Below are 25,994 nucleotides of genomic sequence, written 5' to 3'. Positions count from 1 at the left end.
GCATTGCTGATCAAGTTAGCGGGCGGACACATTTACGACCCCACACAAAACCGGCAGGGTGAACCAGGCGATCTGTTTATCCGCGATGGATTGATCACGTCGGCTCCAGGTACGGACGCCAAGTTCGATCAGGTTTACGACCTATCCGGCCATATTGTGATGGCCGGCGCGGTGGATATTCACACCCATATTGCCGGCGGCAATGTCAACACCGCACGCCTGCTGTTACCCGAACAGCACCGTAACCATGTAGCGCGGCGGTTGCGGACCGCTTTAGACCGGGCCACATTGCCAGGATCCATCGACACTGACGGCGAACCTGTCGATCATCCGTTTAGTAACGCCAAGTGGTCGACCACCGACACCGGCTACCGTTATGCGCGCATGGGTTATACCACGGTCGTCGAACCGGCGATGTTGCCGATCAATGCGCTGGATGTGCATCTGCAAATGGCCGACATTCCGATTCTGGACACTGCGGCACTGGCGATACTGGGTAATGACGATTTACTGCTGCGCTTGATGCGGGCTAAGGCCAGTCAATCGCAAATTAACGATTACGTAGCCTGGACCTTACACGCCACCCGCGCGCTGGGCTTAAAAGTCATCAATGCCGGCGGTGCGAACGCCTTTAAAAGCAACGCCCGCCATTTCGCTTTGGATGACATCGTCCCCGACTACGGCGTCAGTTCCCGGCAAATTCTGCAAACCCTGCAAACCGCCGTCTGCCAGCTCGGCGTACCACATCCGGTACACGTGCATTGCAACAACTTAGGCATTCCGGGCAATGTCGACACCATCGTCGCTACCATGGAAGCCGCGCAGGGGCTACCGATGCATTTGGCCCATGTCCAGTTTTATGCTTACGGCAATGAGGGCGCCAAGGGCTTTTCCTCGGCGGCTGCGCAACTTCTGGAAGCCTTCAACCGCCACCCGAATATCACCATGGACGTCGGCCAGGTGTTGTTTGGTCAGACCGTGACTATTTCCGGTGACGTCATCGCGCAATACAGTCGCCACGCCGATGCCAGCCCCGGCAAATGGGTGATGTGGGATGCCGAGTGCGAAGGCTCCGGTGGCGTGGTGCCTTATCGCTACCGCGAAGCCAGCTTCGTCAACACCTTGCAATGGGCCATCGGCTTGGAGCTGTTTTTACTGGCCGAAGCCCCGGAACGGCTATTCTTCACTACCGATCATCCCAACGGCGCGCCGTTTACCGCCTACCCCGAATTGATCCGGCTGTTGATGGACGCCGATTACCGGCAAGCGTATATGGCGCGCTTGAACCAAGAAGCGCTAGCGATGACCTTGCTGCCAAACCTGAAACGAGAATTTACCTTAACCGAAATAGCAACCATGACCCGGAGTGCCGCCGCGAACTTGCTGGGCTTGCACGACCGAGGCCATCTGGCACCGGGGGCTATTGCCGATATTGCGGTCTACGACCCACAGGGATGTGGGGTGTCCATTCAGATGCCGGACCCATTTGCCAACCGGGCAAAACCCGATTATCGAGCCATGTTTGCCGACGCGGCGCTGGTGTTCAAGAACGGCCGTTTGATGGTGCGTGACGGCGAGGTTATCGCCCGGCCCGCCGGCCATGCGCAAACCATTCAGCCGGCGCTCGACCAGCGCATCGAGCGCGATATTCAAAACCACTTCGACCGCTTTTACAGCCTGAAATTGAACAACTTCAAAATCGAAGATGTGGATATTAGTCGCGACGACCACCAACGCTTTCAGCGCGTCGGCCTGCTTTGACCCGCCATTTTGTTATGAATGCCATAAGCCCAAAAACCGAAGATTTTCTAAACACCTTGCGACACGACGCGGCGCACTTGCTGGCCGAAGCCGTGACCGAGCTGTATCCCGAGGTGCTGGTCGCCATCGGCCCCGCCATCGAAAACGGCTTTTACTACGACTTTGCCTTTGCCGAAGCCTTGACCGCCGAGGCATTGCCGGTCATCGAACAACGCATGCGGGACATCGTGGCTCGCGCCGAAGTCATTCGCCGGGAAGAATGGAGCCGCGAACAAGCCATCGATTTTTTTACCCGCAGCCAGCAGCGATTCAAGCTCGAACTCATTGCCCGGATTCCTGAGCATGAAGCGATAAGCGTCTATCGCCAGGGACAATTTACCGACCTGTGCCGTGGCCCGCATCTGGAAAGCACCGCCGAAATCGGCACGGCCTTCAAATTGCTGAAACTGGCCGGCGCCTACTGGCAAGGCGATCATCGCCAGACTATGCTGCAACGGATTTACGGCACGGTTTGGCCGACCCAGGCCGAACTGGATGAGTATCTGCGCCGACTGGAAGAAGCGGAATTGCGCGACCACCGCCGCTTGGGCCGCGACATGGATTTGTTCCATTTTCAGGAGCAGGCGCCCGGTTCGGTATTTTGGCATCCCAAAGGCTGGCGACTGTTTCAAGGCTTGATCGGTTATCTACGCCAGCGCCAGACCGACGCGGGCTACGCGGAAATCAACACCCCGGACGTGATGGATATTGGGCTGTGGCAAGCGTCCGGCCATTGGGAAAAATTCGCCGAGCACATGTTCACCACCCAAACCCCGGATGAGCGGGTGTTCGCGCTCAAACCGATGAACTGCCCCGGTGGGGTGCAGGTCTTCAACCAAGGCCTGCGCAGTTATCGGCAACTGCCGTTGCGACTGGCGGAATTCGGCAAAGTACACCGCTACGAGCCGTCCGGCGCCTTGCACGGTCTGATGCGGGTGCGTTCGTTTACCCAGGACGACGCTCACGTCTTTTGCACCGAACAGCAGATTACCGAAGAAAGCCTAGCCATCTGCCGTTTGATTTTAAGTATCTATCGCGATTTCGGTTTTCACGACATTCGCATCAAATTTTCCGACCGTCCACCACAACGAGTCGGCAGCGACGCGGTCTGGGATCAATCGGAACAAGCCTTGCGTGAGGCCATGCAAGCCAGCGGTCTGCCGTATAGCCATAACCCCGGCGAAGGCGCTTTTTACGGGCCGAAACTGGAATTCGTATTGCGCGATGCGATGGGCCGCCACTGGCAATGCGGTACCTTGCAAGTCGATTTGAATCTGCCCGCCCGCCTGGGCGCGCATTACATCGATGCCGACGGCCACAAACAAACGCCGGTGATGCTGCATCGGGCCTTGTTCGGCTCGCTGGAACGCTTTACCGGCATCCTGCTGGAACACTACGCCGGCTGGCTGCCGTTCTGGTTGGCCCCGCTGCAAGTCATCGTCGCACCGATCAGCGAGCAGGCCGATGCGTATGCGCTGGAGATTGCCAGGCAGCTGCATGCTGAAGGCTTGGCGGTGGAAACCGATCTGCGCAACGAGAAAATCGGTTACAAGATACGCGAACACACTCAGGCTAAGATTCCGCTGCTGATCGTCGTCGGGCAGCGCGAAATGCAGGATCGCACGGTCACGCTACGCTGGCTCAACGGCGGACGGCAAGAGCCGTTGCCTCTGGATGCCGCCATCGAGCAGTTGATCGATCAGGCCGCCCGTCCAAAATCCCTGAATTCATCCATGCTTTATTCCGAGACTGCTTCATGACAGCAACCGCCGAGCTTGTACCCAACCCGTCGCCCACCCGTCTTTACACCTTGAAAGTCCATGCCCAGTTCTGTTCGGCGCATGCCTTGCGGGATTATCCCGGCGATTGCCGCCGGTTGCACGGCCATAACTGGAAGGTCGAAACCGAAGTCGAGGCCAGCGTGCTGAATGACATCGGCATTGCCATTGACTTTAAAACCGTGAAAGCGGCTACCCGGCAATTGGCCGACAGCCTGGACCACCGTTTCCTGAATGACATTGAGCCTTTCGACCAAATCAATCCGACTGCGGAAAATCTGGCAGGCTGGTTTTACCGTCAACTTGGCATCGCGCTGAACAGGGACCACGTTAAAGTCAGTGCCGTCACGCTCTGGGAAACCGATAGCGCCTGTGTGCGTTATACGGAGGTAACCGCATGAATACCTGCGCCATCGAAGACATTCAGGGCCGCGCCGACAGCCGCCGCATCGCCATCGACAAAGTCGGCATCAAGGACATTCTGCATCCGGTGCGGGTCAAGGACCTAAGCTGCGGCGAGCAACACACCATTGCCCGCTTCGATATGTACGTCAATTTGCCGCACGACTTCAAAGGCACGCATATGTCGCGCTTCGTGGAAATCCTCAACAGCCACGACCGCGAAATCAGCATCGCTTCGTTTCCGGCCATGCTGCGGGAAATGCTAACCAAGCTGGAAGCCGAATCCGGCTATATCGACATGCGTTTTCCCTACTTTGTCGACAAGGCCGCGCCGGTCAGCGGCGTCAGCAGCTTGATGGATTATCAGGTCAGCTTCATCGGTGAAATCGATGGCACGGGCTGCCGAACGAAAGTCAAAGTCATGGTGCCGGTAACCAGCTTGTGCCCGTGTTCCAAGGAGATTTCCGAACGCGGCGCGCATAACCAGCGTTCGCATGTCACGGTGACGGTGTTAGCGACGGAATTTATCTGGATCGAGGAATTGATCGCACTGGTGGAAGCCGAAGCCTCGTCGCCGATCTACGGCTTGTTGAAACGCCCGGACGAAAAATACGTCACCGAATACGCCTACGATCATCCCAAATTTGTTGAAGACATGGTGCGCGACGTCGCCGCCCGGCTGGATGCCGAACCGCGTATCAGCGCCTATACGGTGGAATCGGAAAATTTCGAGTCCATCCACAACCATTCGGCTTACGCCTTGATCGAACGGGTGAAATGACTGTTTTCAAAGGTGCGGAAACCTTGGCCGTTGGCGACAGCCTGTCCTGGGATGACGTGTTGGCCGAGTTACCCTTCAACGCCGACGGTCTGTTGCCGGCCATCGCCCAGCAGCACGACAGCGGCGAAGTATTAATGCTGGCCTGGATGAATCGGACCGCATTGTTGGAAACCTTAGCGACGGGCAGGGTTTGCTATTGGTCGCGATCCCGCAAGGGTTTGTGGCGCAAAGGGGAAAGCTCGGGCCATCTGCAATTTCTAAAGGAACTGCGCCTCGATTGCGACGGCGACACCTTGTTGCTGCTGGTCGATCAGCAAGGGCCTGCCTGCCATACCTTTCGCCGAAGCTGTTTTTACCTCGCGCTACGTGGCGAGAATGTCGTGATGCTTAGCGCACCGCAATCGCCGGACTGATGTCCGGATTCTTATTTCTTGGAGACTTGCTGTATGAATCCCACTCAAAAACTCAACTACCCGGTGCCGGTCACCATCCTGACCGGCTTTCTCGGCGCCGGTAAAACCACGCTGCTGAATCGCATTCTGACCGAACACCACGGCCGCCGTATCGCGGTAATCGAAAACGAGTTCGGCGAGGCCGGCATCGACAATGAGCTGCTGGTACAAGCAGACGAGCAAATCGTCACCATGAACAACGGTTGTATCTGCTGCACGGTGCGCGGCGATCTGGTGCGCATCCTCGGCGAATTGTCCGCGCAGCGGGAAAGCGGCGACCTCCATTTCGAACGGGTCATCATCGAAACCACCGGCCTGGCCGATCCGGCGCCGGTGGCACAGACCTTCTACGTCGAACCTGACATCGCCGAGAACTACAAACTCGACGCCATTGTCACCGTGGTCGATGCGGTGCATGCCCATCAGCAATTGCAGGAACACCACGAAGCACAAGAACAGGTTGGCTTTGCCGACCGCATCCTGTTGTCGAAAACCGATTTGCAGGACGCCGAAGTGGTGGCCGATCTGGAAACCCGCTTACGGGCAATGAACCCCAGGGCGCCGATCAAACACGTCCATTTCGGTCACACGGAATTGCATGACATTCTGGACATCGACGGCTTCAACCTGGACGATATCCTGAAAATCGAGCCGGACTTTTTAGAAGATGTCAGTCACGAACACGAAGACGACATCGGCTCGTTTGTGTTTCGTACCGACCGGGAACTGGACGCCGCGCGGATTCTGGCCTTTTTGGACATCATGGTGCGCGATTACGGCAACGATCTGCTGCGCTATAAAGGTATTTTGAATATCGCCGGTTGCGACAAGAAAGTGATTTATCAAGGGGTACACATGTTGATGACCGAAACCTTTGGCAGCCCCTGGCAAGCGGGCGAGGCCAAACAATCCAGCCTGGTTTTTATCGGTCGTAACCTACCGAAACAGGATATGCTGGACGCATTGGCATCCTGCCAGACAAGCGCCTGACGCCTCGCCATAAACCCATAATGCGCCGATGTGGGGTTTTGTTGCCGAAAGCCGCTGCACCATCTAACCGGAGCCCAACCTATCAACATGAGCACAGCCAAAATCCCCGTCATCGTCCTGACCGGCTTTCTGGGTAGCGGCAAAACCACGCTGCTGAACCGACTGTTGAGCGATGGCGTTAAAACCGCCGTCGTCATTAACGAGTTCGGCAATACACCGGTCGATCAGGATTTGCTGTCCGACCAAAACATCCCGATGACGGTGCTGTCCGGCGGTTGTTTGTGCTGTCAGATCAAAGGCGCGCTGGCACCCACGTTAAAAAACCTTTGGATGGCTTGGGATCAAGCTGAAGATAAACCTTTCGAGCGGATAATTATCGAAACCAGCGGCGTGGCCAGTCCGGAACCGATTTTGGACACGCTGCTACGCGAACGCTGGCTGGCCAGCCGCTATCACTTGGACACTGTCATCACCACCTTGGCGATTCCATCGGCTTTGAAGCAATTGGTTGATTTCGCCGAAGCGCGCGCCCAGGTAGCGTGGGCCGATACTTTGTTACTCACTCATGCCGATCTCGCCGATGCCGATCAACACGCCGCACTGAACCAGCGTCTACAAACCCTGGCGCCGTCCACATCCCGGCATATGATGACAGTTGGCGAATGCCAAGCCGATACTCGAATAACAAACATAGGCCCGGCGTTGCGCCGTTTGCCAACCGGCAATCCGCTACCCGCACATAGGTTTGCCAGCATCTCGCTGCATTTGGATCAGGCTTTGCCCTGGCCGCAGTTAGAAGCAATCCTGCAAGCATTATTGGCTCGCCATCCGCTTGATTTATTGCGCATAAAAGGCGTGATTTATCAGCCTGAACAAGCAGAAGCGCTGGCGATCCAGGCCGCCGCCAATCGGCTTTATCCACCCACTCCACTGGCGATAAGAAGCAGCGACGATAGGCGCGGCCGGCTGGTATTCATCACCAACGGCTACAGTAAAACACTTGCAAAGGAATTGACGCGGGTATTTGATGGCTTTATTCCGCCAAACGCTATCCGACAGCATTAATTTTGCTAGGTTTTTGGCATCATGCCTCCCTGCTTTTCAACCTATATAAACCCAAATAAGACTGACTAATGAGCCACCATTATCTATTCTCAGTAGTTAGCAGAACCGTTTAATTGCAGACAAGTAACCCGCGCAAACCAAGAACCCGGCGGCTTTTTGTATTACCATAGCCATGGGCGTTATCAAATTTATCCGGGAGGCGGCATATGCAAGGCGACAAACAAGTCATAACGTATTTAAACGAATTACTGGCGGGCGAACTAACGGCTATTGACCAGTACTTTATCCATTCCCGAATGTATGAAAACTGGGGATTCGGCAAATTATACGAACGCATCAATCACGAAGTTCAGGACGAAACCAACCACGCCGATGCCTTGATCAAACGGATTTTGTTTCTGGAAGGCACGCCGGATTTATCCAAGCGCGAACCGCTGGCAGTCGGTACTAACGTGCCGGAAATGCTGAAAAACGATTTGGCGGTGGAATATAAAGTGGTGGCTGATTTGCGCAAAGTGATCGCTTATTGCGAAAGCGTGCGCGATTATCAAACCCGGGAAATTCTGGAAGTGATGCTGGACGACACCGAAGAAGATCACGCCCACTGGCTGGAACAACAATTGGGCTTGATCGACATCATCGGTTTGCCAAATTATCTACAATCGCAAATGTCCTGACTCGGCAATTTGCTTAGCAATAGCCGCCGTTTCTTTTAGTTACGGCGGCTTTTTTGTCCGCCGCTACCGGCAAAAACCTCACCAATCCTTCAGCGTTTCCCAAAGGCATTGGTTGCTAATCCACGGTCTGTAAAGTTAGTAAAGCCGCTTGATAGTCGAAGGCTTCTATTTGCCGGGCAAACTCGGAATACGAAGCACCCAATTTCGCCCGTAACAATACCGCATATTCGCGAGCCAGACGGCTGGCTTGCGCATCGCCAATTGCCAGCAGGCTCGCCAGCGCGGCAACGACTTGACGCGTATTTTCCGCATCGATAATCGCCTCGCCCACTTCACTCGTCGCCGATTGCGCAGGTAAAGCCAGGATAGCACTGACCAGATGCGTCAATTCGCTATCGCACAAACCCGCCAATTCCATACACACCGGCAAACTGCTGTTCTCGGCTATCGCCCGGTCCAACTTAGCCGCCAAATCGGCAACCTGTTTGGCGCCCAGCGTGCCGGCAACGCCTTTTAAACAGTGACTGATGCGTTTTGCTTCGTCGGGTTTGCCATCGACCAAGTAGGCCTGGACTTGTTTCAAGTCTTCGTTATGGGTATTGGCGAACATGCTCAACAAACGTTGATACTTATCCACGTCGCCCTTCACCACGGCAAGTCCTTGCCTGGTGTCCAGGCCACCGATGCTAAGTAAGGCCGACGGCACCGTATCGCCAGTTACCACAGATTTTGGCGAAATGAGCGCGGTTTCAGCTTTATCGGAACTGACGGGACGCGCACCGGAACGCGGCGACAACCAGCGCAACAAGGCCGCATAAAGGTCTTCCGGAATCACCGGTTTCGCAACAAAATCGTTCATACCGGCGGCGAGCGAAACATGCCGGTCTTCCTCAAACGCGGCGGCAGTCATCGCCAAAATTGGTAACCGGGTAAAACTCGGCTGCGCGCGTATCGCCCGCGTAGCTTCCAGACCATCCATTTCCGGCATCTGTACATCCATCAGCACCAGATCGTAGGTGTTCTTGCCGATTTTTTCGAGGGCGATTCGCCCGTTCTCGGCGGTGTCGACCGCCAAACCGACACCATGTAACAACTCCAGCGCCACTTCCCGATTAATCGGATTGTCTTCCACTAAAAGCAGACGCGCGCCGGCATAATCCCGGCGCAGGGTCATTTCCGCGTCGGCGGGTTTTTCAATGGTTTGTAAAGGCATGATGCCGTGCCCGCGCTGCACCAGAGCGGTAAACCAAAAGCGACTACCTTGGCCCAGTACGCTATCGACGCCCGCATCACCGCCCATCATATTCGCCAGCCGACGGGTAATTGCCAAGCCTAAGCCGGTCCCGCCATATTTGCGGGTGGTAGACACATCGGCCTGGGTGAAAGCCTGAAATAAGCTGGCTTGTTGGTCAGCTTCAATCCCGATTCCGGAATCGCTCACCTCGAAGCACAGCAGCAAACCCGCCGCAGTTTCCTCCTGCACCATCGCCCGCAACCGAATCGAACCGCGTTCGGTAAACTTGACCGCATTGGTGGCGTAGTTGAGCATGGCCTGCCGCAGACGCATCGGGTCCCCGCGCAGCCATGGCGGGACGCCCTCCCCATCCACCTCTATGCTCAACGCCTTGGCCCGCGCTTGCTCGGCAATAATGGAACGAATGTGGTCCAGCACCGTTGCCAGGGAAAAATCGGTTTGCTCCAGTTCCAGCCGCCCGGCTTCGATCTTCGATAAATCCAGTACGTCGTTAATGATGGACAGCAGATGCTGGGCGGCGCCGTCGATTTTGTCCAGACGCTCGCTTTGTTCCGGGTTGGGACTGCTTTGCCGCAGCAAATACGTCAAGCCGATGATGGCATTCATTGGCGTACGAATCTCGTGGCTCATATTGGCCAAAAAGGCGCTCTTGGCTTGATTGGCGGAATCCGCCAACACTTTGGCCGCTTCCAGTTCCGCCGTGCGGCTGGCAACCAAATCTTCGAGGTGATGCCGATACTGGTCCAATTCCAGCGCGACGCGCTTTTTTTCGGTGATGTCTTCCTGTACCGCCACAAAATGGGTAACGTTGCCATCGGCTTGGCGGATTGGCACGATTATGGCGAATTCCACATACTCGCTACCATCCTTGCGTTTATTGATAAATTCGCCTTTCCAGGTCTGTCCACGGCCGAGTGCGGTCCACAACGCCCGATAATTTTCCGGCGGGGTTTTTTTCGATTGCAACATGCGCGGATTGCGGCCGATGACCTCGTCGCGCTGGTAGCCGCTGACGTGCAAAAACGCCTCGTTAACGTATTCGATTTCGCCATTCAGATTGGTGATGATAATACTGGCCGGACTCTGTTCCACCGCCTGAGCCAACTTGCGCAATTGTTGTTCGGTTTGTTTGCGCTCGCTAATATCCAGATTAATGCCAAACAGCCTTACCGGTTTGCCGTCGGCGTCGTATTGCGCGCGGCCTTTGCTGCTGAGCCAGCGGATGGCGCCTGATTGCAGGATAAAGCGAAACTCGACCTCGAACGGTTCGCCGCGCAAAATGCGGCTTTCCCACTGGTCGTCTATCAAATGCACATCGTCCGGATGCACACCTGCTCGCCAATCGGCATTAGAACGCAAACCGCCGGGCTCTACATCATATAAACGCTCGCATTCCGGCGACCAGTAACAGTGATCGTTAACAATATCCCAATCCCAAATCCCGACATGCGCGCCTTCCTGCGCCAGCATTAAACGCCGTTCGCTTTCGCGCAAGGCTTCCGCGGCCGCTTCCGCGCGTTGACGGGCCGCGATGGCATCTTCCATCAGATTCAAGGCCGCCAGCTGTGCCTGGTGTTGTTCTAACAGCGACTGCTCCTGACTTTGCCGCAACGCTTCTTCCGCCACCCGCCTTATCCGGCGTTGATCGCGCTCCTCGACAGCCCGGCGTATACACGGCAACAAGCGGACCGGGTTGTCCTTGAACACGAAATCGACCATACCCAGCCGCAACAACTCCATCGCGACTTCTTCTCCCACGCTGCCGGATACCAGGATAACCGGCAAATCCTTACTGTGAGCTTGAATGAATTGCAAGGTGCCGCGAATATCCATTCCCGGTACCTCGTAATCCGACAGCACCAAATCCCAGTCGTCTTGCAAAGCAAGCACCAACGCCGAATTGCTATCTATCCGCCGGCATTCCACGGCCATGCCGTTTTGCTGCAAGCGGTGCACCAGCGCCAGATAATCAGCCTGTACATCTTCGATAATCAGTAGTTTCAATACTGGATTCATAGGCCTATCACGATCAGCATGGGGGATAAATAATACGCTCCCCCGGCGCGGCAAGGCCAAAAGACCCGGCGTTTTACTGAATTTACTCGTAACCCGGCCCTTAAATTCCCTATAGCCGTCATGACAGCGAAAGCGGGAGCCGTTAGACCCCGGCGCGAACCCAGGAATATTACTGAGCTCGTGCCTGCGCGGGAGCGACTGTCATTAAGGGACGGGTTAATAATCAGCCGGACGCAACTCATCACCGGGCATCCAGGGTCGGGGTTGGCCCGGTCCGCTCCATAAACGCCAGAGGATAGGGCTGTTCCCGCCCCAGTTGCCGGGACAGCTCGTTGATGGTTTGTTTTAGCGCAATCATGTCCACTTCCCGGCCGACCATGGCCCGATTGAAGCGCTGCAGCGCATCCGTTTGCTCCCGCAAAGCTAGCTCGGAGGCCTTGCGCTCGCTAATGTCCAAGGCGTAAGCCACTCGCCTCACCGGTTTACCGTCGCCGGACTTAATGACGGTTACATCTATCATTACCGGAAAACGACTGCCGTCCTTACGCTGATGTTCGGCCTCAAACACGCCATGACAGGAGGTATCGAGGTTCTCGATCCTGTCTTTAATCTGATCGATTAAATCAGGCGGATAAACCATTAGTACCGGTTTACCGATCAATTCTTCAGTGTTGTAGCCACGCTCCGCAGCAAATACCGGATTCACCGCCAAAAACAAATTGGTCTGGGCATCGGCAATCGCCAAACCGAATTCGGCGTTTTCGAATGCTTGCGCCCAGAGTTTAAGTTCGCTTTCGGTATTTTTACGCTCGGTAATATCGATGCAAATACCGAACACGCGCTTAGGTTTTCCCATTTCATCATAATGGGCGCCACCTTTGGAGTTTAGCCATCTGACGCATCCAGATTGGAGTTGAACCCGAAAATCAAAATCAAAGGACTGGTGTGCCGCGACCGCCGCATCTCGCCGGTGCTCCAATTCGGGTAGGTCCCCCGGATACACAACTTGACTGAAAGCCTGATAATTACCCGGAAAAGTCCCTGGTGCATAACCAAACATGGCCTCAAGTTCGGCAGTCCATTGCACTTTGCCGCTAGCAATATGCCAATCCCAGATCCCAATGTTGGCACTACTTTGCGCCAAGCGTAAACGTTCCTCGCTCTCGACCAGGGCAATCTCCGCCAATTTACGCTCGGTAATATTGGTTTGAGAAACCACCGCGCCGCCTTCCGCAGTTTCCAAAGGCGTGACGACCATGGCAAACCAGCGCTGTGTCTGCGCGGAATGGCAAGCATATTCATACCTAAAACGGGGAAGCCGGCCTTCCAAAACAGCCGACAATCCGGTGAATACCGCCAGCGATGCCTGCCTATACGGACCCAATGCTTGCCGGCAAACCTGCAAATAATTAGTGCCTATGCCGCAAACATCAACGAATTTCCCGCATGCCAGGGCATTATCCTCGGCAAACTGCTGCCAGGGTCTATTGACGGAGACAATGACGCCATCGCGGTCCAACACCGCGATGTTGGCACTCACCGAATCCAAAATAGCCCGCTTGAATTCTTCACTTTCGCGCAGCGAGGCATTAGCCACCTCGACCGCTTCACGAGCGGCAAGCGCATCCTCCATCAAATTAAGCGCGGCTAGCCTGGCCTCGCCTTGCTTTTCCAGGGCCGCCCACTGCGCATCTTGCAGAGCAAGTTCGGCCTGTTTACGCGGGCTTATATCCTGCAAGGTGCCATGCAAAGCCACTATATTAGCCTGCTCACTGCGGACGGGTTCGCCTCGGGCTACTACCCAGCGACGCTGACCATCATGGTCCATCAATTCCGCTTCGCATTCGTAAGCCACGCCATCGCTACAGGCCTTAGCTACGGCAGCCTGCAAGCGCTGCCAGCTCTCGGGCTTAAAATACCGGGCAACCTCGTCATAGTCGGCGGGCGGTAAATGGGGATCGCGGCCGAACAGACTGTAAACCTGTTCCGACCATTTCAGTTCGCCAGTCCGCAAGTCCCATGCCCAGCTACCTAAAGCAGCTAAACGCTGGGCAATTTTCAAGGCCGTTTCGCTGTTATGTAGCGCCAGCACCGCTTGCTCGCGCTGCTCAATATCTTCCATGATCAAAATAAAACACTCGGGACTACCATCCGGTTTGCGCGCAACGGAAGCACTTAATTTAACCCAGACGATACTGCCGTTCTTGCGGATAAAGCGCTGGTCTCCGGAAAAACCATCCGCTTCGTCCGTCGGCACTTGCAACAGACCTCCACAATCCTCCCGATGGGCAATGTCCGAAAAATTGCTGCTTAGCAATTCGTCCCGGCTATAACCGACTATCTCGCAAAACGTGCGGTTAGCCTTCAGCCAACGCCCGTCCGGAGCCAATAGACAAATCCCTACCGCCGCGTGTTCGAACGTGGTCTGGAATAGGGTTTGGCTATATCGCAGCTTGTCCCGCGTTTCCAGCAATTGACGCCAGTGCGCATTTTCGCGTTGCCGGGTGCGTAGCAAGAATTCGCTAAACAGGCTTATCAGAACTCCGTTGGCAATAAACAGCATCCATTGCGCAACATCGTAAATACCGGCAATCGCCAAGCTGCGAAAGGGTGGCAGCAACTGGAAATTAGTCACAACGGCCGCCATCAAGGTCGCCAATAGCCCTGGCCCCAAGCCGCCGAGCAAGGCACTCACAATCACCGGAAACAAAAACAGCAGCAACATGGGGCGTTCGCCGAAGGACGCCGGTAGACTCAGACGAATTGCCAGCGCAACCGCAACCAGCAGCACCGCCAATACATAGGCGACTCTATGCCTAAGCAGGTAACGAGAACTCACCAGCTTGGAAAATTCGCCAAATGGCAGCTCAGCGATACTCATAAACTGTCTTCTTCCGCCGCCGACGTATCGCCGCTTATCAACCCAATCCCATTTATTACCGGTACTTGGTTCGAGCTGAGTTGCTCCAAGCCAGACCCGGCAAGCCCTTCGTCAGGCTCATGGCTCGCGGCATTGATAGGCTGAGTTGATAAAAACGTCAATGCATACGGCGGTTGCCGACCCAGCTCGGCAGACAGATCATTGATCTGCTGCTTTAACTTAACCATATCCAGCTCGCGGCCTACCATGGCCCGGTTAAAACGTTCTAATTCATCGTTACGCGCCTTTAGTTCCGCGGCCTGGAGATTGAGTTGGTCTCCGGCGGCTTTGCGGGCACTGATATCCAGAATGAAACCAATCACCGCCGGCCGGTTTTGATATGTAAAACCTCGCCCATGCACTTCGACGTCAATGCCATTGCCGTCGCGACGGATGCCTTCAAAGCAGTAATTAATGTCCTCAATTTCGCCATCGATACGTCGACGCAAATTTTCCAACACCATCTGCCGGTCCCGTGGACAGACCAGATCCGCTACCAGCTTGCCGTCGATAATGTCCTCAGCCCGCTGATAGCCGAAGATCGCCGCAAAGCCCGGATTGACGTAAATAAAGCGCCCGTCTTGAATAATATAAATCCCCGCCAACGACTGTTCCACCAAACCGCGAAAGCGTGCCTCGCTCTCGCGTAATTCAAGCTCAGCCTGTTTGCGTTCGGTAATATCGCGCGAGATTCCAAACAGCCCTATCACTTTCCCGTTCGCATCGCATAATGGTCCCTTGGTCGCCAGGAAAACCCTGGGCCCGAATTGCGTATCCAGGGTTTCTTCAGCCGTCAGCGTTATGTTTTCGGCCATGACCCGGCGGCCAAACTCCCGCAAATATTCGGCTTGTTGGGGGGGGAAGATGGCCGCATCGTCATGACCCAAAACCTCATCAACAGGCTTGCCGACAAAATTACTCGCGGCGACATTGAACAATATGTAACGGCCCTCAAGATCCTTGGCATATATCGCGTCCACGGACAAATCGGATATGGCGGCTAATAAATCGAGGGCACGCAGACGCTCCGCTTGTACCTTCTGCACTGCCGTAGCCAAGGCCAGACTCTGACTCTGCCGCACCAGATAAAAACCGGCGCAGACTATAAAAATGGTCAAACTGCCGACGCAGACGATCCAGACGACTTCGCTCCTGGCCTTGTGATAGATTTCGGCCTTATCCAGCTTGGTCAATAACAACCAGTCCGTGCCGCTTATGGCCTGCACCAGGCCAATGACGGAAACATCGCGGTAGTCCTTGGCTTCCAGGACGTTATCGAGGCTGGCTTTACTTTGCAGCGCCTTGCCGGCCAATAAATTTGCAGTGTTGAGCGGCAGACGAAACGATGCCGCCGCGTCCGGGCGAAAGCGCAGCGGATTCAGATAGAGAATTTCATCGCCCTCACGCCGAAACAACAAGGTTTCGCCGCTGCCGCTAGCTACCGGCCAACTCTCCAGAACCGGAAACAGCCACTCGCTAAGATCAAGATGCAAAACAATCAGCGGCGCGGCGATCTGATGATGGGCTGTCAGCGGCACAACCAAATCCAGCAGGACGCGTCCGCCGTCATCTTTGTAAGGATCAACCAATTGGACTTGCCGGATTTTTGTCGACAACTCCACAACCTCCAGCAGCCCGGGCAAGAGCGTGTCGGGTGCATTCGCGGAACGCCATAAACGCTCGCCTTCAGGTGTAAGCAGACTGATAGCGGAGATTCCCCAGCTTTTGCGAAATTGTTCCAAACGGCTTTGCAGGCGTTCGGCGCTTTGCATATCGCCATCAATCTGCCAGCGTTGATACAGGTCGATGAAAAATTCGCTGGTTTGGATAAAATCCGCATCGCCGCGCCGTTCATTCAGCCAGTCGCTGATTTGCCTGGACTTGAGGCCGGCGACCGCCTGAAGCCGACCGAACTCTTCTTGGGTGTGTTGCTCGATGGTCAGAGTCACGCTCGCCGCCATCAAAGCCAAGATGACCGCTATCAACAAACCAAGCGAAAACAACTGGCTTCGCGGCGCGGGGGGAACGGTTTGGGGTTCGGCCTTCCGGCCAAACCAGCGCCGCATCAAGCCGTAGAGCAGTAAAGATGTCACCAGCACATAAATCCAGCCTTTCAGCATACTGGCTAGCGTCAGCTGGTCGGGGTCTTTGAAAAAGTGGTGAAGCAACTGATCCGACGCCAAAATCCAGCTGGCGGCGAAGATGGCATATATCAGCACCACGGCTAATACGCTTTTGCGGCTGACCTGCGCTGAGTTTGATTGATCGTTATGCCACAGCATGGGCTTAAGTCGATTAATTGTCGAAGCCGTACAAAGAAGACATGCCGTTAACTACGGCGGATACCGTATTGCCGTTACCCTGATATTCCAGACGATCAAAACTCATCAGCCTGGCCATCGCGATACCCCGGCCGTGCAAATCGAACACCCGCTCCGGGGAGAAATCCAGATAATCCTGCCAATCAAAACCGGCACCCTGGTCTTGAATGGTAAACACCAGCTTATCCGGCAAACGCTGGAAATGCACAGTAACAAAACGCGGGCTAAATTCCGGGAGTGTCAAACGTCTTTGAATTTCCTCCAGCCAGATTCCCGCCAGCATCAGCTCGCCTTTTTCCGCATAGGAAACGCCCAGGTTTCCGTGCTCGACCGCATTAACCATCAGCTCTTGCAAGCCCTGGATAACCCGCTCGGGTTCCGGGCAGGATTGGGCTAAACAATGGCTCAACATCTTCGCTTCATCGAGATCGCGAAAGCGAAACACGGCGGATTGGACTAACGTCAACGGACGTCCGGCGCGATTGACTGTTTCGGACATTTCCTGCAACTCACGGCGCTGTTGCAGTGCGGCATTGATCACGGCGATCAATATTTCCGGTTGAATCGGTTTGGTCAAATAGTAATAAGCGCCCTGACTAAGCCCTTCCTGGATGCTTTTCTTGTCGCTGCGGGCGGTCTGCATAATCACCGGAATGGCGGCCAAGACTCGGTCACCCTTGATCAATCGCAGCAGTTCCATACCGTTCATCCCCGGCAAGCCCCGGTCCAACAGCACCAAATCGTAGCCGGTCTGGTCGTGCTGTAAGGTTTCCCAGGCAATGCAGCCATTAGCACAGACCGTCACCAGAAAACCTTCGGCGACCAGTAAATCCCGAATAATGATGGCGATAATTTCCTCGTCTTCAACCAACAATATGCGAGGGTTTTGTGTCATAACTCTTTTACTCCGCGATTAAATCGAGATGGCGTTGGGCAATATCACAGAAAGCATCGAAATCGGCTAAAAAGGCATCGGCCATATCGGGATCAAAGTGGCGACCACGTCCTTCAACAATAATAGCCTTGACTTCAGCGAAAGCCATGGGCTCTTTGTAAACACGCCGGGAAATCAAGGCGTCGAATACATCCGCGAGCGCCATAATCCTCGCGGAAACCGGGATAGCATCACCCGCCAGCGCATCCGGATAGCCGCTACCATCCCACTTTTCATGGTGCCAATGCGCAATTTCCTTGGCCAAAATCAAAAACTCCACCGAGCGCGTGGCATCACGTTCGGCCATTTCTATCGCGTCGCTGCCCAATTTGGCGTGGGTTTTCATCACTGCCCATTCCTCGCGGGTTAATTTGCCAGGTTTTTGCAGGATTACGTCCGGTATGCCGACTTTACCAATATCGTGCAGCGGTGCGGAGCGCGTCAGCAATTCGATGTAGTGATCGGTCAATGTCGCGAAAAAGCGCGGATGGCTCTGCAAGGCCAGGGCCAAATGCTGGACGTAACCTTGGGTGCGCAGGATGTGGTTGCCGGTTTCCGGATCGCGAATTTCCGCCAGATGCGCCAGGGCGCGAATGCTGACTTTTTGAATCAACTCGTTTTCGCTCATCCTCTTGGCTATTTCCATTTCCAGGTAGGTATTTTCATCGCGCAGCCAATCTCTGGCCTGCTTCAGCTCCAGCTGGGTGCGGATGCGCGCTAAAACGATGGGCGGCAGGATGGGTTTGGTGATGTAATCGACCGCGCCGACATCCAGTCCATGCAGTTCGGACTCCATACTGTCCATCGCGGTGACGAATATCACCGGAATCGTACGCGTAATAGGATCGGCGCGCAGATGCTCGAATACTTGATAACCGTCCATGCCGGGCATCATCACGTCAAGCAGAATCAAATCGGGGTAAGGCTGGTTGGCGGCCATCTGCAAGGCTCTTTGCCCGGAGGTAGCAACCCGCACGCGGTATTGTGGTTGCAGTAATTCGCTGATGACGGTGAGATTTTCTGGAGAGTCGTCGACTACCAAAATGGTTTTGCTGTTCGTATCAAACATAGCGCCCCCGAGAACGGCCGATTATAGGTTTTATGGCCTGAAAAAAAATCCATCAATATCGCTAAGGCAGTTAATGAAATCAACAATTGCCCGATAATAAACAAAATTGCCTACCGATGGGTATTTGGATACAAAAGCTGCGGTAATCTCATCAAATATTTGACGCTAACTGCAACAGCTCAATATTTTCAAGCCGCCAGTGCGGTAAAAGGCGATTATTCGCTGCCGTATTTCAACTCCGCTGGCTTGCAGAACGAAAAGGACCGATAATTCCGCCTTTTTTCGTTTGCCGGATTTGCATGGAATTCAAACTTAAAGCCACCGACGGTCACGCCCGCCGCGGCCAGCTGACTTTTGCCCGCGGCGTGGTCGAAACGCCTATCTTTATGCCGGTCGGCACCTACGGAACGGTAAAGTCTTTAACCCCGGAAGATTTAAACGAGTTGGGCGCGCAAATCATACTGGGCAACACCTTTCATTTGTTGCTGCGGCCCGGCATGGACGTGATGAAAGCCCACGGCGACCTGCACGATTTCATGCGCTGGCAAAAGCCCATCTTGACCGACTCCGGCGGTTTTCAGGTGTTCAGCCTGGGTGCATTGCGCAAAATCAGCGAACAAGGCGTAACGTTTAAATCGCCGGTCAATGGCAGCAAAATATTCATGGGCCCGGAAGAGTCGATGCAGGTGCAACGCGACCTAGGGTCGGATATCGTGATGATTTTTGACGAATGTACCCCATACCCGGCCAGCTATCAAGAAGCCGCCGACTCCATGCGCTTGTCCCTGCGTTGGGCGGAACGCAGCAAGCGCGCGCACGAAGGCAACTCGTCCGCATTATTCGGCATTGTGCAAGGCGGCATGTATCCGCAATTGCGCGAAGAATCCATAGCCGGATTGACCGACATCGGCTTTGACGGCTATGCCATCGGCGGCCTGTCGGTAGGCGAGCCCAAACACGAAATGCTGGCAACGCTGGATGCGATTCATCAGAAAATGCCGGTGGATAAACCCCGTTATCTGATGGGCGTCGGCACCCCGGAAGATCTGGTGGAAGGTGTCAGGCGCGGCATCGATATGTTCGATTGCGTGATGCCGACCCGCAACGCCCGCAACGGCCATTTATTCACCCGTCACGGCGTGATCAAAATCAGAAACCAGCAATACCAATTCGATACCCGGCCACTGGACGAGAATTGCAGTTGTTACACCTGCCGAAATTACTCACGTTCGTATCTAAAGCACCTGGATAAATGCAAGGAAATGTTGGGGTCCAGGCTGAACACCATCCACAATCTGCATTACTACCTGGAATTGATGCAAGGTTTGCGGGACGCTATCGAAGAGCAGCGTTTCGATACGTTTGTCGCCGCATTTTACGACCAACGCGACAGTCGCAGCCCGGTTTAATAAGGTCTGTAAATCTTCAAAATCCGGCTGCTTGCCAGCAGCCCGGAAGTTTTACCCGTCTTGGGCTGCTGTTTGCCCGTTCAACATTTCCAAAGCCAGTTGCGCCATGTTTTTTGAGCCGCCGCCGTCGCCAAGCTGGTGTTTGACGGCCTGTAACGCCGAAATGCAGCGCTGCCGATAATCCCCGTCGGCCAATAAATTGAGAATCTCGGCCGCCAAATTCTCCGCGGTCAGTTGCTCCTGAATCAATTCCTTGACTATGGCCTTGCCGGCGATGATATTCGGCAAACCGATAAACGGGATCTTTACCAAGCGTTTACCCAACCAATAACTGAACGCTGCCAATCGATATACGATCACCATCGGCACACCGAGTAAGGCTATTTCCAGCGAAGCGGTGCCGGAGGTGGTCATCACCGCGTCGCAACATTGAATCGCATCATAGGGCTGCTGTTTGACGATATGGATTGCCACAGCACTATTAGCCAGATGCTCAGCCAATTCCGCATCGCTGATCGAATCGGCCTGCGGCAATACAAACTGCAAATCCGGCCGCTGCGCCGCCAATTTAGCCGCCGCCGCCAGCATCACCGGCAAGATGCGTTTGATTTCGTTACCCCGGCTGCCGGGGAGTATGCCAACGACAGGCCGATTGGGGTCCAGACCAAACGCCTCGAAATCCTCGGACCGACTGCGTTGCGGATGGACTTTATCGACGGAAGGATGGCCGACATAACGGACCGGGACATTTTCAGTTTCGTAATATCGAGTCTCGAACGGAAAAATGACCGCCATCATGTCGATGGCTTTACCGTAAGTAACCACCCTGCCCGGCCGCCAGGCCCAAACCTGTGGGCTGACGTAAAACAGCACTTTCACACCTTGGTTTTTAGCAAAGCGCGCCAGCTTTAGGTTGAACTCCTTGTAATCGACGCAAACCAGCAAATCCGGTTTTTCATCGGCAATGATTTGTTTCAGTAAATTCAACGCTCGGCGGATCTCGCCGTAGTGCTTCAGAATCTCCACCAATCCGATTACGCCAATTCCCGCCGAATCGTAACGCACGTCGATACCGGCCTGGCGCATTTTGCTGCCGCCCATGCCGATGCCGCGAATCGCCGGACAACGCTGTTTCAGCTCCAGAAACATATTGGCGGCATGTTGATCGCCGGAGGATTCACCGGCGCTAAACAGCACCTTATAGACTGCTTGATTGGTCATTTGAGAGTTGTTGGTGGGCCGCTCATGGCTTAGCCCACCCTACATTTTTTGAATTACGCTTGGAAAACGCCGCGAATCACGCCGACAATTTGTTTGACGGTATCGTCGCTCAGATTGGAACAAATCGGCAAAGAAAAACAGCGCGCCGCTACCGACTCGGTGACCGGCAAGGACAATCCGGCACACTCTTCCTTGAAGACATTTTGTTGATGCAGCGGCACCGGATAATAGACAGCACAACCAATCTTCTGCTCTTGCAAGGCTTTCATCACCTCGTCGCGGCGATCCGACAACAAGGTGTATTGATGATACACATGCACGCCAATGCCGTCTTCATACGGCGTAGTCAACGGCAAGTCGGCCATCAGTGTGGAATACAAATGCGCGGCATGGCGGCGAGCGGCATTGTATTGGTCGATGCGTTTTAATTTGGCGCGCAACACTACAGCCTGTAACTCGTCCAACCGGCTGTTGTAACCTATGACGTCGTGGTAATAGCGCACGTCCGAGCCGTGATTGCGATACTGTTTGATCTTGGCGGCCGTTTCATCGGAATCAGTGGTCACCAAGCCGCCGTCGCCGAAGCAGCCCAGGTTTTTACTGGGAAAGAAACTAAAGCCGGCTGCATTGCCGAAACTGCCGGTTTGCTTGTTGTAAACCGTCGCGCCGAAGGATTGCGCGCAGTCTTCGATCAATTTCAAGCCGTGTTTGTCGCAAATAGCTTTGATGGCCGGCAAATCGGCAGGCTGGCCGAACAAATGCACAGGCATCACCGCCTTGGTTTTGGCTGTAATCGCTTTTTCGATATTGGCCGGGGTGATATTGAAAGTGCCGGGATCGATATCGACAAACACCGGCTTGGCACCGACATATTTGATGGCTTCGGCGGTGGCGATAAAGGTAAATGCGCTGGTAATCACTTCGTCGCCGACGCCTATGCCTTCCGCCAACAAGGCCAAATGCAGCGCATCGGTGCCCGACGCACAACCGATAGCATGTTTAACCCCCAGATAGGCGGCGGCTTCTTTCTCGAAAGCCTGCACATTCGGCCCCAGGATAAACGCGCAGTTGTTTAGAGTTTCGGTGAAACCGCCGACGATTTCATCTTGAATTTCCGCATACTGCGCTTGCAGATTGACCATGGGGATCATAGTGACAGCCCTTTATCGATGGATTAAGAATTTAGTGATTTCTATCGCGGTAGCCAGCGCTTTACGGCCCGCTTCGCCGGGAACCAGCGGATTCTCGCCGGTCTTGATGCAATTGACAAAATGTTTAATCTCGTCAAGCAGGGCGTCGCCGCTTTCAAATACCGATTCCTCGGTAACGATTTCCGGGATGCCGGGAAACATTTCCTTCTCGCCGGTCCTGTGTTTGATCAAAACCCGGTTCTGAAAGTCCACGGAAATATAGGAACTGGGGCGGAACATGCGCATTTTGCGTTCCATCTTCATACTAATCCGACTAGCTGTCACGTTAGCCACGCAGCCGTTTTTAAACGTGATGCGGGCATTGGCGATGTCGGTGCCTTGGGTCAGCACAGCCGTGCCGCTGGCATCGATTTTTTCGACTTCCGAATCGACCAGGGCCATGATGATATCGATATCGTGAATCATCAAATCCAGCACCACGCTGACGTCGTTGGCGCGTGGATTAAACGGCGATAGGCGATGCGACTCGATGAATAAAGGCTTATCTTCCATTTTTTCCAGACCGCGCACGGCTGGATTGAACCGTTCCAAGTGCCCGACCTGGAGAATGACGTTTTTTTCCTTGGCAATCGCGATCAGCTCATCGGCTTCTTCAACCGTAACGGTGATCGGCTTTTCCACCAATACATGCGCGCCGGCGTTCAGAAAGTCCTTGGATACGCGGTGGTGGTAGCTGGTGGGAACCACAACGCTGACCGCATCGACTTTGCCCAGTAATTCCTGGTAATCCGTCAAAGCTTGAGAGCCGGTTTTTTCGGCGACTTGTTGAGCCGCCTCGGCATTGATATCAACCACCGCCACCAATTCGCAATCCTTTAACGATGCGTATTTTTCCGCATGAAACTTTCCTAAATATCCGGCACCTATCACGGCACATTTCAGTTTATTCATAAACGACCTAAGCTTGATTCGCGGTTTCCCAGCCTTTGACAGACGCGCGCCGGGCATAAAACCGTCCATTGTAACATTAGATTCTTTGTTGAATAAGCCGCACCGTCATTCGGAAACGGATCGGCGAATTTAGCGCGGCAATATGCACCAACTTGTAATGCCAACAAAAGCAACTAACCTTGCCTCATTACGACGATTCTGAAACAAACGTAGTCCTAAGCTTACACCCAGAGATAGACATGCACCCAAGAAACCAGCGAATAGCTATCGCCCTGCTTAGCTTGGCAGCCCACGCCGACGCACATGCAACCGCTGCGGAAGACGAGCATATTAGGCAGATTGTGCAAGGCATGCTGAAGGAAAAAGACCAGAAAATTGAACAACTGGAAGCCCGCATCAAACAACTGGAGCAGGAAAGAAGCAATTCGGTCGCGGTGTTGGCAAACCCAACAGTAGCTCCGGCCGGCGAACCGGCACCGGTAAAAACCGCTGCCAATGCTAAGCCCGAGCCGACAGTGGATACCAAACTGAAAGCGCTGGACAAAAAAATTGCTGCTTTGAAAGAAGCTGCCGAAGCCAACGGCCTGCAAATGAGCGGCTTTTTCGACATCAACGCCAAAACCGGCAACTCTACCGACCAAACCTTCAGTGTTGGCTCGGTGGAATTGGATCTGGACTATGTGCATGACGACCACTTTGGCGCAAGCTCGGCGTTAGTACTGTGCGGCAATTCATCCAACGCCGATTATGGCGCGCCCGGCGCGGTATTCTGCGGCAACAGCGGCCCCGGCGCGCTAAGTGGCGGCAGCACCATGGCCGGCATCGCCGTCGCGCTGGTCGACTACCATTCGTTCAATGATCGTATTCCGCCGCGTGGCCGGATTTTCAATAACAAGGGTTTTCACATCCAGGCCGGCCGTTTCGACTTACCGTTCGGTAACGACTACCAAAATTTCGCCAACAAGGACCGCATGACTATTACCGCGCCGTTGACCACCTCCCGCATGCAATTGGGCGGTTACAATGCCGACGGTATTCGTTCCTATGGCGCTTGGGATATATTCAACTATTCGGCCTTCTGGACCGACGCCCTCTATGCCAACGACGGCCATACCGTCGGCGGCCGGTTGGGTCTGGCTTTGGGGCAAAACACCTACAAGATCCACAATGCCAATCCTGAAGGCATTGAAATCGGCGTTTCCCACCTCAGCGAGTTCGATGGCGAAAACCGGATCCGCAATACCGTTTACGGCGCGGACCTGAGTATCGGCTACGGCATATGGCGCTTACAAAACGAATTCATGCTGCTGAATGCGCATCAACAGGTGTTTTTGGAGCAAGACGCGGACGGCAACCCATTGCCGATCATCATCCCCGATCCAAACACCAGCCCTTTCGGCAAGGGCCACCAATTGGGCTATCACTCCACGCTGACCGTGGACCTGGAAAGCCTGAGCAAACAACCGATAGTGGCGTTCGCCCGCTACAGCCGCTGGCAACCTTCGCAAGACCTTGGCCTGGACTTCGACGGCAGCACCGTGGCGATCAACGACATCTCCATGCTTAGCCTGGGCTTTAACTATAAATTTAGCGATCATTTGCGGGTCAAATTTGAATACAACGATTCGCTGGGCACAGAAACAGCCGAGCGTTATTTCGACAGAAAACTGGGCATAGCCCAAATCGTCATGTCTTTTTAATCATGAACAAGCTCCTATACAAATGCTTATTGGCCGGCGGCACCGGCGCACTTTTGCTAATGTTCGTCAGCGGCGCGCATACCGCCGACGACAATCCGCATCTCATTTCCAAACAATCTTCGCAAGCCGGCTGTACCAATTGCCACACCACAACCCCGGAACTAAAAGACGAGGGAATTTTGCACAGCAAAAACATGACGGCCGATCAAACCACCTTCAGCAAAGACGGCGTGGCAATGTGCTCCTCGTGCCATAATCCCAATCAAGGCCACAAAGTGGGCTTAAATATCGACTTTCCGGTACCCGCCGACTTGCCGCTTAACGAGGAAAACGACATTACCTGTCTAACCTGTCACTACACGCACGGCAAGCTGGATAGCGACCGGCCGCAAGCCAGCCACAGTTTCATGGATAAACTGATGAATGCTGAAAGGCTGAAAAAAAGCTTTTTACTACGCCGTAACAACAGCGACGGCGAGCTCTGTTTAACTTGTCATAACGTCAACTAAGGTTCCTGAAAATGAACAATACCGTTACCAAACGCCGCCAAATTTTTATCAAAAAGGACTTCCAAGGCCGTTTCATACTCGGCGCTTTCGCGCTGATATTGCTCGCCGGATTGTGTTCGGCGCTCCTGATTTATTGGATGACCGGCGGCGATCTGCAAGCTCAATCCCAATCGGCGCACGCCAATATCGTCAACGCTGCGGAACGACTGGGCGTATCGATTTTAATCGGCAACTTGGTGGCCATTTTGGTTGCCGGCGGCATTGCGGTTAGCACCGTTCTCTACGCCTCGCACAAAATCGCCGGCCCTTTATACCGCTTCGAAACACTCTGCCAAGAAGTCGGCGACGGCAAACTCGATACCGTCACGCACTTGCGGGAACACGATCAGCTGCAGGATCTGGCGCTATCGTTCTCGAATATGGTTGCCAAGCTACGCAGCCGCCGGGACCATCGCACGCGATTAATTGCCGAACTCAACCGGCAAATCGGCTTATACGCCTTAAACAACGGCGACGCATTGTCAGAAACCCAACACCATGCCGTCGCGGCAATGGCCGCGTTGGTGACTGATTTAGAGAAACTGGAAAAATAA

At 54.4% G+C, this 25,994-nt stretch carries 20 protein-coding genes; 12 read left to right on the top strand and 8 right to left on the bottom strand.

Annotated features, from left to right (window positions below; translation table 11 throughout):
• The first annotated feature begins 3 nt into the window (after positions 1 to 3).
• From NP589_RS09060 to bfr, 8 genes are all read left to right on the top strand, one after another.
• A complete protein-coding gene (locus NP589_RS09060) occupies positions 4 to 1,761 on the top strand; it encodes a formylmethanofuran dehydrogenase subunit A (RefSeq protein WP_256606697.1) in 1,758 nt (585 codons plus the stop codon).
• 14 nt (positions 1,762 to 1,775) lie between these two features.
• Positions 1,776 to 3,560, top strand: coding sequence for a threonine--tRNA ligase (thrS, locus tag NP589_RS09055; RefSeq protein WP_256606696.1), 1,785 nt, complete (start codon positions 1,776 to 1,778; stop codon positions 3,558 to 3,560).
• Positions 3,557 to 3,979 (top strand): 6-carboxytetrahydropterin synthase QueD, encoded by a 423-nt coding sequence (gene queD, locus NP589_RS09050; RefSeq protein ID WP_256606695.1) that lies wholly within the window; start codon positions 3,557 to 3,559, stop codon positions 3,977 to 3,979. Before thrS ends, queD begins: the two co-directional genes overlap by 4 nt.
• Positions 3,976 to 4,761: a GTP cyclohydrolase FolE2 gene (gene folE2, locus NP589_RS09045; RefSeq protein WP_256606694.1), complete on the top strand. Its 786-nt coding sequence runs from the start codon at positions 3,976 to 3,978 to the stop codon at positions 4,759 to 4,761. The genes queD and folE2 overlap by 4 nt, the downstream gene beginning before the upstream one ends.
• Positions 4,758 to 5,174 (top strand): phosphoribosyl-AMP cyclohydrolase, encoded by a 417-nt coding sequence (gene hisI / locus NP589_RS09040; RefSeq protein ID WP_256606693.1) that lies wholly within the window; start codon positions 4,758 to 4,760, stop codon positions 5,172 to 5,174. The genes folE2 and hisI overlap by 4 nt, the downstream gene beginning before the upstream one ends.
• A 33-nt stretch (positions 5,175 to 5,207) precedes the next feature.
• Positions 5,208 to 6,203 carry a CobW family GTP-binding protein gene (locus NP589_RS09035; RefSeq protein ID WP_256606692.1) on the top strand — a complete coding sequence of 332 codons (996 nt, stop codon included), beginning with the start codon at positions 5,208 to 5,210 and terminating at the stop codon, positions 6,201 to 6,203.
• An 87-nt stretch (positions 6,204 to 6,290) separates the two neighbouring features.
• Complete coding sequence (locus NP589_RS09030; protein ID WP_256606691.1) at positions 6,291 to 7,268, top strand: CobW family GTP-binding protein; 978 nt, start codon at positions 6,291 to 6,293, stop codon at positions 7,266 to 7,268.
• A 206-nt stretch (positions 7,269 to 7,474) separates the two neighbouring features.
• The gene (gene bfr, locus NP589_RS09025) at positions 7,475 to 7,945 is read left to right on the top strand and encodes a bacterioferritin (protein ID WP_256606690.1); all 471 of its coding nucleotides are present in this window, start codon (positions 7,475 to 7,477) and stop codon (positions 7,943 to 7,945) included.
• Between the two features lie 115 nt (positions 7,946 to 8,060).
• Here the strand turns inward: bfr and NP589_RS09020 are convergent, their stop codons facing one another.
• From NP589_RS09020 to NP589_RS09000, 5 genes are all read right to left on the bottom strand, one after another.
• On the bottom strand, positions 8,061 to 11,216 hold the full coding sequence (locus tag NP589_RS09020) for a response regulator (RefSeq protein WP_256606689.1): 3,156 nt from the start codon (positions 11,214 to 11,216) through the stop codon (positions 8,061 to 8,063).
• Between the two features lie 241 nt (positions 11,217 to 11,457).
• Positions 11,458 to 14,097 (bottom strand): PAS domain S-box protein, encoded by a 2,640-nt coding sequence (locus NP589_RS09015; protein WP_256606688.1) that lies wholly within the window; start codon positions 14,095 to 14,097, stop codon positions 11,458 to 11,460.
• Positions 14,094 to 16,418 (bottom strand): PAS domain-containing protein, encoded by a 2,325-nt coding sequence (locus NP589_RS09010; RefSeq protein WP_256606687.1) that lies wholly within the window; start codon positions 16,416 to 16,418, stop codon positions 14,094 to 14,096. The genes NP589_RS09015 and NP589_RS09010 overlap by 4 nt, the downstream gene beginning before the upstream one ends.
• Positions 16,419 to 16,431: 13 nt before the next feature.
• Positions 16,432 to 17,352, bottom strand: coding sequence for a response regulator (locus NP589_RS09005; RefSeq protein ID WP_256606686.1), 921 nt, complete (start codon positions 17,350 to 17,352; stop codon positions 16,432 to 16,434).
• 7 nt (positions 17,353 to 17,359) lie between these two features.
• Positions 17,360 to 18,460 carry a response regulator gene (locus NP589_RS09000; protein WP_256606685.1) on the bottom strand — a complete coding sequence of 367 codons (1,101 nt, stop codon included), beginning with the start codon at positions 18,458 to 18,460 and terminating at the stop codon, positions 17,360 to 17,362.
• A gap of 299 nt (positions 18,461 to 18,759) precedes the next feature.
• On the opposite strand from NP589_RS09000, the gene tgt reads away from it, so the two are divergent.
• Positions 18,760 to 19,869 (top strand): tRNA guanosine(34) transglycosylase Tgt, encoded by a 1,110-nt coding sequence (gene tgt, locus NP589_RS08995; RefSeq protein WP_256606684.1) that lies wholly within the window; start codon positions 18,760 to 18,762, stop codon positions 19,867 to 19,869.
• A 51-nt stretch (positions 19,870 to 19,920) separates the two neighbouring features.
• Here tgt and lpxB read toward each other — a convergent pair whose 3' ends face one another.
• Genes lpxB through NP589_RS08980 form a run of 3 tightly spaced genes read right to left on the bottom strand, consistent with a single transcriptional unit; the run spans position 19,921 to position 23,192 of the window.
• Complete coding sequence (gene lpxB / locus NP589_RS08990) at positions 19,921 to 21,090, bottom strand: lipid-A-disaccharide synthase (RefSeq protein ID WP_256606683.1); 1,170 nt, start codon at positions 21,088 to 21,090, stop codon at positions 19,921 to 19,923.
• Positions 21,091 to 21,143: 53 nt separating this feature from the next.
• The gene (locus NP589_RS08985; protein ID WP_256606682.1) at positions 21,144 to 22,241 is read right to left on the bottom strand and encodes a DegT/DnrJ/EryC1/StrS family aminotransferase; all 1,098 of its coding nucleotides are present in this window, start codon (positions 22,239 to 22,241) and stop codon (positions 21,144 to 21,146) included.
• A 12-nt stretch (positions 22,242 to 22,253) separates the two neighbouring features.
• Positions 22,254 to 23,192, bottom strand: coding sequence for a Gfo/Idh/MocA family protein (locus NP589_RS08980; RefSeq protein ID WP_064035243.1), 939 nt, complete (start codon positions 23,190 to 23,192; stop codon positions 22,254 to 22,256).
• 239 nt (positions 23,193 to 23,431) lie between these two features.
• On the opposite strand from NP589_RS08980, the gene NP589_RS08975 reads away from it, so the two are divergent.
• Genes NP589_RS08975 through NP589_RS08965 form a run of 3 tightly spaced genes read left to right on the top strand, consistent with a single transcriptional unit; the run spans position 23,432 to position 25,994 of the window.
• A complete protein-coding gene (locus tag NP589_RS08975; RefSeq protein WP_256606681.1) occupies positions 23,432 to 24,892 on the top strand; it encodes a PspA/IM30 family protein in 1,461 nt (486 codons plus the stop codon).
• 2 nt (positions 24,893 to 24,894) lie between these two features.
• Entirely contained in the window at positions 24,895 to 25,401 is a 507-nt protein-coding gene (locus NP589_RS08970; RefSeq protein ID WP_256606680.1) for a cytochrome c3 family protein, read from the top strand.
• An 11-nt stretch (positions 25,402 to 25,412) separates the two neighbouring features.
• The gene (locus tag NP589_RS08965) at positions 25,413 to 25,994 is read left to right on the top strand and encodes a hypothetical protein (RefSeq protein ID WP_256606679.1); all 582 of its coding nucleotides are present in this window, start codon (positions 25,413 to 25,415) and stop codon (positions 25,992 to 25,994) included.

The sequence above is a fragment of the Methylomonas rosea genome, from assembly GCF_024505055.1.
GTDB classification, from domain to species: Bacteria; Pseudomonadota; Gammaproteobacteria; order Methylococcales; family Methylomonadaceae; genus Methylomonas; species Methylomonas rosea.
Note: the sequence above shows the minus strand (reverse complement) of the source record. Positions and strands in the feature narration are given on the sequence as shown.

Excerpts from the sequence above, each read along its gene's own strand:
- thrS (WP_256606696.1), top strand. The coding sequence starts at position 1,776 with ATGAATGCCATAAGCCCAAAAACCGAAGATTTTCTAAACACCTTGCGA.
- queD (WP_256606695.1), top strand. The coding sequence starts at position 3,557 with ATGACAGCAACCGCCGAGCTTGTACCCAACCCGTCGCCCACCCGTCTT.
- folE2 (WP_256606694.1), top strand. The coding sequence starts at position 3,976 with ATGAATACCTGCGCCATCGAAGACATTCAGGGCCGCGCCGACAGCCGC.
- hisI (WP_256606693.1), top strand. The coding sequence starts at position 4,758 with ATGACTGTTTTCAAAGGTGCGGAAACCTTGGCCGTTGGCGACAGCCTG.
- NP589_RS09035 (WP_256606692.1), top strand. The coding sequence starts at position 5,208 with ATGAATCCCACTCAAAAACTCAACTACCCGGTGCCGGTCACCATCCTG.
- NP589_RS09030 (WP_256606691.1), top strand. The coding sequence starts at position 6,291 with ATGAGCACAGCCAAAATCCCCGTCATCGTCCTGACCGGCTTTCTGGGT.
- bfr (WP_256606690.1), top strand. The coding sequence starts at position 7,475 with ATGCAAGGCGACAAACAAGTCATAACGTATTTAAACGAATTACTGGCG.
- NP589_RS09020 (WP_256606689.1), bottom strand. The coding sequence starts at position 11,216 with ATGAATCCAGTATTGAAACTACTGATTATCGAAGATGTACAGGCTGAT.
- NP589_RS09015 (WP_256606688.1), bottom strand. The coding sequence starts at position 14,097 with ATGAGTATCGCTGAGCTGCCATTTGGCGAATTTTCCAAGCTGGTGAGT.
- NP589_RS09010 (WP_256606687.1), bottom strand. The coding sequence starts at position 16,418 with ATGCTGTGGCATAACGATCAATCAAACTCAGCGCAGGTCAGCCGCAAA.
- NP589_RS09005 (WP_256606686.1), bottom strand. The coding sequence starts at position 17,352 with ATGACACAAAACCCTCGCATATTGTTGGTTGAAGACGAGGAAATTATC.
- NP589_RS09000 (WP_256606685.1), bottom strand. The coding sequence starts at position 18,460 with ATGTTTGATACGAACAGCAAAACCATTTTGGTAGTCGACGACTCTCCA.
- tgt (WP_256606684.1), top strand. The coding sequence starts at position 18,760 with ATGGAATTCAAACTTAAAGCCACCGACGGTCACGCCCGCCGCGGCCAG.
- lpxB (WP_256606683.1), bottom strand. The coding sequence starts at position 21,090 with ATGACCAATCAAGCAGTCTATAAGGTGCTGTTTAGCGCCGGTGAATCC.
- NP589_RS08985 (WP_256606682.1), bottom strand. The coding sequence starts at position 22,241 with ATGATCCCCATGGTCAATCTGCAAGCGCAGTATGCGGAAATTCAAGAT.
- NP589_RS08980 (WP_064035243.1), bottom strand. The coding sequence starts at position 23,192 with ATGAATAAACTGAAATGTGCCGTGATAGGTGCCGGATATTTAGGAAAG.
- NP589_RS08975 (WP_256606681.1), top strand. The coding sequence starts at position 23,432 with ATGCACCCAAGAAACCAGCGAATAGCTATCGCCCTGCTTAGCTTGGCA.
- NP589_RS08970 (WP_256606680.1), top strand. The coding sequence starts at position 24,895 with ATGAACAAGCTCCTATACAAATGCTTATTGGCCGGCGGCACCGGCGCA.
- NP589_RS08965 (WP_256606679.1), top strand. The coding sequence starts at position 25,413 with ATGAACAATACCGTTACCAAACGCCGCCAAATTTTTATCAAAAAGGAC.